This window comes from Pseudomonas sp. F007 (genome assembly GCF_057814275.1).
Window position 1 is genome coordinate 249535 of record NZ_JBVATA010000008.1, and the last position, 10951, is coordinate 260485.

General features: G+C 63.3%; 7 protein-coding genes. 6 read left to right on the forward strand and 1 reads right to left on the reverse strand.

What is annotated here, in order from left to right; genetic code table 11:
* Nucleotides 1-59: 59 nt before the first annotated feature.
* The 6 genes from ACZYR5_RS21325 to ACZYR5_RS21350 all read left to right on the forward strand — a co-directional run bounded on the left by ACZYR5_RS21325 (nt 60) and on the right by ACZYR5_RS21350 (nt 9406).
* Nucleotides 60-1889, forward strand: coding sequence for a DUF1302 domain-containing protein (locus tag ACZYR5_RS21325; RefSeq protein WP_489091418.1), 1830 nt, complete (start codon nt 60-62; stop codon nt 1887-1889).
* Nucleotides 1890-1922: 33 nt separating this feature from the next.
* Nucleotides 1923-3284: a DUF1329 domain-containing protein gene (locus ACZYR5_RS21330; protein ID WP_489091419.1), complete on the forward strand. Its 1362-nt coding sequence runs from the start codon at nt 1923-1925 to the stop codon at nt 3282-3284.
* Between the two features lie 77 nt (nt 3285-3361).
* Complete coding sequence (locus ACZYR5_RS21335) at nt 3362-4420, forward strand: WD40/YVTN/BNR-like repeat-containing protein (RefSeq protein ID WP_489091420.1); 1059 nt, start codon at nt 3362-3364, stop codon at nt 4418-4420.
* A 36-nt stretch (nt 4421-4456) separates the two neighbouring features.
* Entirely contained in the window at nt 4457-6880 is a 2424-nt protein-coding gene (locus ACZYR5_RS21340; protein ID WP_489091421.1) for an efflux RND transporter permease subunit, read from the forward strand.
* 14 nt (nt 6881-6894) lie between these two features.
* Complete coding sequence (locus ACZYR5_RS21345; protein WP_489091422.1) at nt 6895-7728, forward strand: SDR family NAD(P)-dependent oxidoreductase; 834 nt, start codon at nt 6895-6897, stop codon at nt 7726-7728.
* Between the two features lie 43 nt (nt 7729-7771).
* A complete protein-coding gene (locus ACZYR5_RS21350) occupies nt 7772-9406 on the forward strand; it encodes a 3-(methylthio)propionyl-CoA ligase (protein WP_489091423.1) in 1635 nt (544 codons plus the stop codon).
* Nucleotides 9407-9409: 3 nt separating this feature from the next.
* Here the strand turns inward: ACZYR5_RS21350 and ACZYR5_RS21355 are convergent, their stop codons facing one another.
* Nucleotides 9410-10732, reverse strand: coding sequence for an anaerobic sulfatase maturase (locus ACZYR5_RS21355; protein ID WP_489091424.1), 1323 nt, complete (start codon nt 10730-10732; stop codon nt 9410-9412).
* Between the last annotated feature and the right edge of the window lie 219 nt (nt 10733-10951).

Consider the following 10951-nt stretch of genomic DNA (forward strand, 5'->3'; position numbering starts at 1 on the left):
CCGTGTGCGCAGTGATTAACCCATGACTTTTCGCAACCAATGAGCAGGTGCCACGCTTGATGAATTACAACAATAAGATCTGCCCCGACAACCTCCGCAAGGGCTTGCTGGCGTCCGCCATTCTCACCGGCCTGGGCATCGCCCCGGTGCATGCGGTCGAGATCAACACCGGTAATGAAGACTTCGCGGTGCGTTTCGACAACACCCTGAAGTTCAACTACGCCCAGCGCGTGGAGGCGCCCAACAGCAAGCTGGCGCATTCGTGGAACAACAACGACGGCAATCGCAACTTCTCCTCCGGCAGCCCGGTGGCCCAGCGGCTCGACGTGTTGTCCGAGCTGGATGTGGTTTACAAGGAAAAGGCCGGGTTCCGGGTCAGTGCCAACTCCTGGTACGACCATGCCTACGAGGATGTCGGCAGTGCCAACGCCTCGACTAACCAGCTCGACAATGGTCGTCCGGACGCCCGGCACCAGAGCGGCTATTCCGATCGCTACTACAACGGCCCGTCGGCAGAAATTCTCGATGCGTTCGTCTTTGCCAGCACCGACATCGGTGACGAGTCGCTGCTCAGCGGCAAAGCCGGCAAGCACACCAATTACTGGGGCGAAACCCTCCTTGCGTTCGCCCATGGCAACAGCTATGGCCAATCCGGGCTGGACCTTTCCAAGGCGCTGGCGGTGCCCGGCACCGAGGCCAAGGAACTGTTCATTCCGCGTAATCAACTGTCCGCCAGCTTCACCCTCAACCCGGAGCTGACGGTCGCCGCCCAGTATTTCCTCGACTGGGACGCAGCGCGCCTGCCGGAGTCGGGCACCTACCTGGGCTTCAACGACGGCCTGCAGAATGGCGGCCACAACCTGTCGCTGATTGCCGGGCAGAACCCGTTCTTCGGCCTGCCAGGACCGATCGGCGCCAACCAGTTCCTGCGCCTGTCCAACGGTCACACCTACACCCCGGACAAGCACGGTGACTTTGGCTTGATGGCCAAGTGGAGCCCGCAATGGCTGGAGGGCACCCTGGGTGTCTACTACCGCAAGACCTCCGACATCCTGCCCAACCTGGTGTTGCAGCCCAAGGCGGTCGGGCCGGCAGAGCTGATTTCCGGCAACGTCGGCAGCTACAACCAGTTCTATGTCGACGATATCGATATCTATGGCCTCAGCCTGTCGAAAAGTGTTGCCGGGGTCAGCGTCGGCCTGGACCTCAACTACCGCCACAACATGCCCTTGGCCAGCGTTCCGGCGGCGGTCAATCCGGCGGCGGGTGCTGCGGGGTTGCCCGGCTTCATCAGCGGTTTCGATGGCGAGAACGGCGTGGCCCGAGGCAACACCGTGCATGCGGTGCTCAATGGCTTGACCACCTTTGGCGCGACCCCGCTCTGGGACAGCTCCAGCTTGCTGGTCGAACTGGCCTACAGCCGCTGGCTGGATGTTACCGAGAACCAGCAGCTGTTCAAGGGCGAGGACTGGTACCGCGGCGTCGACAAGGTCACGAAAGACAACTACGTGCTCGGCGTCAACTTCAACCCCACCTGGTATCAGGTGGCTCCCGGCATCGATCTGTTCATGCCGCTGAGCTACAACGTCGGCCTGTCGGGCAACTCGGCGGTGCAACTGGGCGGTAACGAGGATTCGGGCAGTTACTCGATCGGTGTCGGCATGGACGTGCGCAACCAGTACCGCTTCGACCTCAAGTACGTCGACAACTTCGGCCCCTTCGACACCTGCGATACGGCGGGCAATGCCAGGGGGCAGGGCGACGGTGCCGCGCCAGGAGCCAACGGCCAATACAACTGCGCGCCGGGGCAGACCACCGCCTTTGGCGGCACGCAACCGCAGCTCAAGGATCGGGGCATGGTCACCTTCACCTTCAAAACGACCATTTGATCGAAATCTTTGCTTGAACGCAGGAGTCACCCCATGCAGTTGATCAACACGTTATTGTTCACCGCCCTGAGCCTCGCCATCAGCGGCGCGGCCCACGCAGCGGTGCCCGCCGACCAGGCGGCCAAACTGGGCAGCAGCCTGACCGGCGTCGGTGCCGAACAGGCCGGCAATGCCGACAACACCATCCCGGCCTACACCGGTGGCCTGACCACCCCCCCCGCGAGCTTCCAGCCGGGCAGTTCGTTTCGTCCCGATCCGTTCGAGGCCGACAAACCTCGAGCGCTGATCGACGGCAAGAACTTCGGCCAATACAGCGGCCAACTCACGGCCACCACCCAGGAATTGCTCAAGCGTTATCCCGGGTTCCGGGTCGACCTGTACCCCACCCATCGCAGCGTCGCCCTGCCGCAACGGCTGCTGGACAACACCGCGAAAAATGCCCTCGGCACCACCACCTCCGAAGGCGGCCTGGCCCTGGACAATGCCTTGCCGGGCGTGCCGTTCCCGATTCCGCAGAATGGCTATGAAGCGATGTGGAACCACCTGCTGCGCTATCAGGGCTACGCCATCAACTTCAAGTACGATTCGTGGAACGTCGACGGCTCCGGCCGGGCGATCCTCGCCACGTCCGGCAACGCTTACCTCGAATACCCGCTCTACGACCCCAAGCGTACCGAGGCGGCGAAAGAGACCGACCTGTTCTTCAAGACCAAGCTGCTGTACCAGGCCCCGGCCCGCCGTGCCGGCGAGGCGATCCTGGTGCAGGACGCGGTCAACCCGCTGAAAATGGAGCGCCGTGGCTGGCAATACCTGCCGGGCCAGCGCCGGGTGAAACTGGCGCCCGACATCGCCTACGACACGCCCAACCCCGGCACGGCCGGTGCCTCGACCTACGACGACGCCTGGGTGTTCAACGGCGCGATGGATCGCTACGACTTCAAGTTGGTGGGCAAGCGGGAAATGATCGTTCCCTACAACACCTACAAGCTCAACTACCACAAGGACGCCGCCGCGATCACCACGCCGCACTTCGTCAATCCCGACCTGATGCGCTGGGAGTTGCACCGCGTGTGGGTGGTCGAGGCCACGCTGAAACCGGGCAAGCGCCACATCTACAGCAAGCGCACCTTCTACCTCGACGAGGACAGCTGGATTGCCCTGGCGTCCGACGAATACGACGCCAGCGGCAAGCTGTACCGCGGCTCCTTCGCGCACCTGGCCTACAGCTACGACGTGCAGGCGCCGAACTCCGACAACCACATGATTTATGACCTGGTCTCCGGCAGCTACAACATCACCGGGATTTACGGTCCGTATGGCGGCGTCAAGTACACCGACCCGCTTTCCAAAGCGCAGTGGGCACCTGAGTCCCTGGCGGGTACCGGCATTCGCTGATCCGTCGACACAGGTGTTTTTTTTGCCGCCGGCAGTGGGCTCTTCGCTGCCCGGCGGTTTTTTTTCAGGTAAATCCCATGAATGCATTCAGATGGATAACGCTTGCGGCACTGGGCGTGGCAATCGCCGTGCCGCTGATTCGGCCCGTGGTCGCCAACGAGTTCGTCGACCCGCTGGCCAGTCCGGCGCTGGTCAGTGAAAAGGCGCTGCACGGCGCGTTCACTGGCTTGGCGAGTGCCGGTCAGCGGCTGATCGCGGTGGGTCAGCGCGGGCATATTTTTTATTCCGATGACGCCGGCGCACGCTGGACCCAGGCGCAAGTGCCGGTCAGTTCAGACCTGGTGGCGGTGCAGTTCCCCAGCCCGACCCAGGGCTGGGCGGTGGGGCATGACGGCGTGGTGTTGCACAGCAGCGACGCCGGACAAACCTGGCGCCGCCAGCTCGATGGTCGGCAACTCGGACAGCTCATGCTTGCGCACTACCAGCGCCAGGCCACACCGAACCAGGCCTTGCTGGCCGACGCCCAGCGGATGATCGAGGAGGGCGCGGACAAACCCTTTCTCGACCTGTGGTTCGCCAACGAGCAAACCGGCTACGTGGTCGGCGCCTTCAACCTGATTTTCCGCACCGACGACGGCGGGCACAGTTGGCAGCCGCTGATGGACCAGGTCGACAACCCGGGCGCACTGAACCTGTATGGCATTCGCCAGATCGGCGCTGACCTGTTCATCGTCGGCGAGCAAGGCCTGGTGCTCAAACTGGACCCGGCGAGCGGGCGCTTCGGCACTCTGCCAACTCCTTACAGCGGCAGCTATTTCGGCATCACCGGCAAGCCCGGGGTCGCCCTGGCCTACGGTTTGCGCGGCAATCTCTATCGCAGCCTCGACCAGGGCGCGAGCTGGAACAAGGTCGAACTGGGCCTGGCGTCGAGCATTACCGGCGCTGCCGTCACTGCCGATGGCCGGATCCTCCTGGTCAGCCAGGCCGGGCACCTGCTGGTCAGCAGCGATGACGGCGCGAGCTTCCGCCAACAGTCGCCAGCGCGCCTCGGGCCTGCCGCGGCGGTGCAAGCCGCAGGTCCGGCGTCGTTGGTGATCGCCGGCGCCCAGGGCCTGCGCCAGTTACCGCTGCCGTGAACCCACTTCAGACAATAAAAAGAGACGAGCCACGTCATGGGTAACAACAACTTCGATCCGATGCCAGTGATACGCGAGCTCAAGGGCTTCGACGCACGCTCCGGGAATGTCCTCGAACGGCTGATCTTCAATCACCGACTGCTGGTGGTGCTTGCGTGCCTGATCGTCACGCTGCTGCTGAGCTATGTCGCCGCCACCCGGCTGACGCTCAACGCCAGCTTCCAGAAGATGATCCCGCAGAGCCAGCCCTACATCAAAAACTACCTGGAGAACCGCCAGGCTCTGCGCGGGCTGGGCAATACGGTGCGGGTGGTGGTGGAAAACACCGAGGGCGATATCTACGACCCGACTTACCTGGAAGTGCTCAAGCAGGTCAACGACACGCTGTTTCTCACCAGTGGGGTGGGCCGCGCCTGGGTCAAGTCACTGTGGACGCCGTCAGTGCGCTGGACCGAAGTCACCGAGGAAGGCTTTCGCGGTGGTCCGGTGATGCCCGATTCCTACGACGGCTCGGCCGCTGGCGTCGAGCAGTTGCGCCTGAACATCGCCCGTTCGGGAATCATCGGCAGCCTGGTGGGCAACAATTTCAAATCGAGCATGATCGTCGTGCCGTTGCTGGAAAAGGATCCGCTCAGCGGCGCGGCGATCGACTACCACCAGTTCTCCCGAACGCTGGAAGAGCAACTGCGCGGCAAGTACGAATTTGCCGGTAAGGCAGCCCCCGGTTTCGGCGCGGAGGGCAAGGGCCCGATCAAGATCCGGGTGATCGGCTTCGCCAAGCTGGTGGGCGACCTGATCGATGGCCTGCTGTTGATCATGCTGTACTTCGGCGCCGCCGCGTTGATTGCCACGGCGATCATCTACGCCTTCACCCGTTGCGTGCGCAGCACCGCGTTGGTGATTCTCTGCTCGGTGATGGCAGTGGCCTGGCAACTGGGCCTGATCAGCCTGCTGGGCTACGCGCTGGACCCGTTTTCGATTCTGGTGCCGTTCCTGGTGTTTGCCATTGGCGTGTCCCATGCCGCGCAGAAAATGAACGGCATCATGCAGGACGTCGGCCGTGGCGTGCATCAACTGGTCGCGGCGCGCTACACCTTCCGCCGGCTGTTCCTCGCCGGGCTCACCGCATTGCTGGCCGATGCCGTGGGCTTCGCGGTGCTGATGCTGATCGATATCCCGGTGATCCAGGACCTGGCCGTCACCGCGAGCATCGGGGTCGCGGTGTTGATTTTCACCAACCTGGTGCTGTTGCCGGTGCTGTTGTCCTATTGCGGCGTCAGCCCTAAAGCGGCGGCGCGCAGCCTGCGCCGGGAGCGCGGCGAGAGCAGGGGCGGGGATCCATGGCGGGTGCTCGAGCGCTTTACCGAACGCCGTTGGGCCACCGGCGCGGTGCTGGTGGCGGCGCTTTTGGCGGCGGGCGGCTTCATGGTCAGTACCCAGCTGAAAATCGGCGACCTCGACCCGGGCGCCCCGGAACTGCGTGCCGACTCGCGCTACAACCGCGACAACGCCTACATCACCGCCAACTACTCGCTGTCCAGTGATCAGTTCGCAGTGATGGTCAAGACCCCCAGCGAAGGCTGCCTGAAGTACCAGACCCTGGTCGAAGCCGATCGCCTCGGTTGGCTGCTGCAACAGCAACCGGGGGTGCAGACCACGGTGTCGCTGGTCAATGCGGTGCGGCAGATCACAGCGGGTTCCTACGAAGGTAACCCGAAGATGTTGAGCATCGCGCGCAACCAGGATGTGCTCAATTACGGCGCGCAACAGGCGTCGGTAAACAACCCGGAACTGTTCGACAGCGACTGCTCGATGATGCCAGTGATTGCCTATCTGGCTGACCACAAGGCGGAAACCCTCGACCGGGTGGTGCAGGTGGCCGAGCAGTTCGCCCGTGAGCACAGCAACGACGAGCGCCAGTTCATGCTCGCTGCCGGCAGCGCCGGAATCGAGGCGGCGACCAACATCGTCGTGCGCGAGGCCAACCGGACCATGCTGCTGTACGTCTATGGCGCGGTGATCGTCCTGTGTTTCATCACCTTCCGCAGCTGGCGCGCGGTGGTGGTGGCGGTGGTGCCGTTAATGCTGACCTCGATCCTTTGCGAAGCCTTGATGGTCTGGCTGGGCATGGGCGTCAAGGTCGCAACCCTGCCGGTGATCGCCCTGGGCGTCGGCATTGGCGTCGACTACGCGCTGTACCTGCTCAGCGTGCAACTGGCGCAACAGCGTGCCGGCCTGTCGCTGAAAGAGGCGTACAGAAATTCCGTCGCCTTCACCGGCAAAGTGGTGGGCCTGGTGGGCATCACCCTGGCCGCCGGCGTGATCACCTGGGCCTGGTCGCCGATCAAGTTCCAGGCCGACATGGGCATCCTGCTGACCTTCATGTTCATCTGGAACATGGTCGGCGCCCTGATATTGATTCCGGCGCTGTCGCACTTCCTGCTGCGTCGCGCCCCTTGAGACAGGAACCCTCGATGGCCATTACCGACTTCACCCACAAACGTGTGTTGATCACCGGTGCCGCTTCGGGCATCGGTCGCGCGGCGGCGTTCGCGTTCGCCCGGCGTGGCGCGCACATCATCGCCACGGACGTCGACTATCAGGCGTTGCGCCAACTGCAGTTCGACATCGTCGCAGAAGGGGTGATTTGCCTGATCCACCAGTTGGACGTGTCCAATGACCAGCAGATGCGCGCATTTGCCGAGCATCCGTACATGAACCAGCGTCCGCTGGACGTGTTGATCAACAACGCCGGGATTGGCTATCTCGGCCAGTTCCTCAAGAGTGACCTGGAGCATTGGCGACGGGTCATCGACATCAACCTGATGGGTGTGGTGCACGGCTGCCACCACTTCATCCCGCCGATGATCGAGGCCGGCGGCGCGCGCCATGTGTTGAACGTGGCTTCGGTGGCGGGGATCTATCCGTCGCCGAGCATGGGCGCCTACGCGGCCTCCAAACATGCGGTGTTCGGCTTCAGTGAAGTGCTGAAAATGGAGCTGGCGGACAGCAATGTACGGGTCACCACGGTCTGCCCCGGGATCATCAATACTGCCATCACCCAGTCCCGCAGCAGTGTCTCGCCGTCGATCAGCGACAGCCAGTTTGCCCGGTTGCAGACCTACTACCAGGCCAAGGGCTGCCGCCCGGAGGTGGTGGCCGAGGCGATGGTGCGCGCCGTGTGCAAAGACCAGGACCTGGTGCTGGTCGGGCCGTTCGCCCGGCTGATCTTCCACCTGCGCCGCCTGTCCATCGGCCTGATGCGCCGAGTGATCCTCAGCGATGCGCGGAAGGTCGGCTACCTCTAGTGATTGCAGTGGACCCCAACAACAATAAAAGGAATACCCCCTGATGCTCGGCTTGATGCAAGACCAACCGCTGTTGATTTCCTCCGTACTGGAACATGCCCTGCGGGCCCATCCACACACCACTATTGCTTCGCGCAACGCCGACGGCCCGGTGCACCACTGCAGCTACGCCGATATCGGCCGGCGCAGCAAGCAGGTGGCGAATGCCCTGGTGGCGCTGGGCGTGCAACCCGGCGCGCGCATCGCGACCCTGGCCTGGAACGGCTACCGGCACATGGAGTTGTACTTCGGCGTGTCGGGCATGGGCGCGGTGCTGCACACCATCAACCCGCGACTGTTCGCCGAGCAGATCGAGTTCATCGCCAACCACGCCGAAGATCAGTACCTGTTGTTCGACCTGTCGTTTGCCGGGCTGGTGGAACAGCTGGCGCCGTCGCTGAACACGGTCAAGGGCTTCATCGCGCTGTGCGATCGCCAGCAGATGCCCTCGATAAAGGTAGCGAACCTGATCTGCTACGAGGACCTGATCGCCGAGTACAGCAGTGAGTTTTCCTGGCCGCTGTTCGATGAGCGCAGCGCTTCGTCGATGTGCTACACCTCGGGCACCACCGGCAATCCCAAGGGCGTGCTGTATTCCCATCGCTCGTCGATCCTGCATTCGCTGGCGCTGTGCACTGCCGAAGGTTTTGGCTTGTCGGCGGCGGACACGGCGTTGCTGGTGGTGCCAATGTTCCACGTCAACGCCTGGGGCATGCCGTATGCGGCGGCGATGTGCGGCGCGCGCCTGGTGCTGCCGGGTGCCGCGCTGGATGGAGAGAGCCTGTATGGATTGCTGCGGGATGAACAGGTGACCCTGGCCCTCGGGGTGCCGACGGTGTGGATGGCCCTGCAGCAGTATGTCGATAGCCAGGGCCTGGAGCCGGCGGCGCAGTTGTGCCTGGATCGGGTGGTGATTGGCGGTGCGGCGGCGCCTCGGGTGCAGGTGCAGACCTTCGAAACCACATTCGATGCGCGGGTCCTGCACGCCTGGGGCATGACCGAGATGTCGCCGCTGGGCACCGTCTGCAAACCACTGCCCAAACACCGCGATGCGCCGTTGCAGCAGCGCCTGGATTTGCAGGCCAGGCAAGGCCGGGCGCTGTTTGGCGTGGCGCTGAAAATTGTCGACGAGCAGGGCATTGAGTTGCCCCATGACGGCCGTTCCTCCGGGTTATTGCTGGTCAAGGGACCGTGGATTGCCAGCCAGTATTACCGGGGCGAGGGCGGTCCGTTGCTGGATGCCGAGGGCTGGCTGGACACCGGCGATATCGCCACCATCGATGGCGACGGCTACATGCAGATCACCGATCGCGCCAAGGACGTGATCAAGTCAGGGGGCGAGTGGATTTCCTCGATCGACCTGGAAAACGCAGCGGTCAGTCACCCGGCAGTGGCGGAAGCGGCGGTGATTGGCTTGCCCCATCCAAAATGGCAGGAGCGCCCGCTGCTGGTGGTGGTGCTCAAGCCGGGCAGGACCGCAAGCAAGGAGGAACTGCTGGAGGTGCTGCAAAGCCGCGTCGCCAAGTGGTGGCTGCCGGATGAGGTGGCGTTTGTCGAATCCCTGCCACACACGGCGACCGGCAAGCTGCAGAAAATGAAGCTGCGCGAGCAGTTCCGCGATTTCAGGTTTCAGGCCTGACCATCACGTGTCCAGCGGTATGAGCAGCGGGCCGGAAAACGCCTGCATGATCAGCGCCGCTGGCTGCTTGTGGCTCACCAGTTGGGCCATTGCGTTCATGTAGGGCGTCAGGTGGCGGAAGTATTTCTTGTAGCTCGGGCACAGGTAATTCAAGCCCGGCTCGCCGTTGGGTGCGGTGGCAAAGCGGTTCTTCGGGCACTCGCCGTGGCAGGCGAAGCGGTAGTCGCATTGCTGGCAGAGCGTCGGTAATGTCAGCTCCTTGGCAGCACCGAAGGCCTGTTGCGCAGGGCTGGCGAGCAGTTCGGCCGGGTCGTCGGTCTTGAGGTTGCCCAGGCGGTACTCGGGATACATGTAGTGATCGCAGGAATAGACATCGCCATCGTGCTCGACAATCGCCGCCTTGCCGCAGCGCGGGCTGAACAGGCACACCGACGCCGGCAACTGGCACCATGCGGCCAGCGCCCATTCGAAGTTCATCACATGCACCGTGCCGACATCCTGGCGCACCCACTCGTTGAAAATGGCGATGAGAAAATCGCCATAGGCTTCGGGGTCCACCGTGTGTTCGGTGATCTGCGTCGGCTCCGGTATCGCGTGCAGGCGTAGTTCTGGCGGCACCGCAAAGTGCAGGCCCTGGTCGACTTGCGGGGCGCTCGGCGGGCGTTCCACCACCGGGTTGAACTGAATGTGCCGCACGCCCTCGGCCTTGAGGAAGCGATAGATTTCCAGGGGGTAGTGGGCGACGTCGCGGGCCACGGTGACCAATACATTGAACGCGACCCCGTGCAGCTTGAGTAACGCCAATCCGCCCATCACCTGATCGAAACTCGAGCGCCCGCGTTTGTCCGGGCGGTACAGGTCGTGGACGAAGCGCGGACCGTCGAGGCTGATCCCGACCATGAAACCTTCACGGGCGAGAAATGCGCACCAGTCGTCGTCAAGCAGGGTGCCGTTGGTCTGCAGGGTGTTGCGAATGGTCTTGCTCCCGGCGAACTGTCGCTGCCAGGCCACGGCGCGCTGGAAGAAATCCAGGCCGAGCAGCGTTGGCTCACCGCCTTGCCAGGTGAATTCGACCACGGGGGTTGGCTGGGCTTCGATGTAGCCTTGTACATAGGCGCGCAACACCTCGTCGCTCATGCTGAAGCGCTCGCGGGGCGGGTAGAGCTGCTGTTTTTCCAGGTAGAAACAGTAACTGCAATCGAGGTTGCAGATCGGCCCGACCGGCTTGGCCATGAGGTGCAGGCCCTGGGGCGGGGAGTCGAGGGTAGGCATGATCACCAACTGCGTGCGCACCGCCCGGCGGGATGCTGCGGTGTCAGCGTCCAAGCCTGGCACCCAAGCCCCCATTTTCCGCCCCCCATGGCTGGGGGGACGGAGTGGATTCCAGGCTGGCGGATCGGGGTTCAGCCGATATGGTTGGGTTTCATCAACCTGATGTAGGAGCTGGCCTGTCGGGTCGCCGCATCGCAGCGATGAGCCAGAGGCCGCCGCGTTAATCCAGGATGTACGCGTCATCGTTGACGACCATCGCGAGCAGGCTCGCTC

Coding starts and splice junctions, on each gene's coding strand:
- ACZYR5_RS21325 (WP_489091418.1), top strand. CDS start 60: ATGAATTACAACAATAAGATCTGCCCCGACAACCTCCGCAAGGGCTTG.
- ACZYR5_RS21330 (WP_489091419.1), top strand. CDS start 1,923: ATGCAGTTGATCAACACGTTATTGTTCACCGCCCTGAGCCTCGCCATC.
- ACZYR5_RS21335 (WP_489091420.1), top strand. CDS start 3,362: ATGAATGCATTCAGATGGATAACGCTTGCGGCACTGGGCGTGGCAATC.
- ACZYR5_RS21340 (WP_489091421.1), top strand. CDS start 4,457: ATGGGTAACAACAACTTCGATCCGATGCCAGTGATACGCGAGCTCAAG.
- ACZYR5_RS21345 (WP_489091422.1), top strand. CDS start 6,895: ATGGCCATTACCGACTTCACCCACAAACGTGTGTTGATCACCGGTGCC.
- ACZYR5_RS21350 (WP_489091423.1), top strand. CDS start 7,772: ATGCTCGGCTTGATGCAAGACCAACCGCTGTTGATTTCCTCCGTACTG.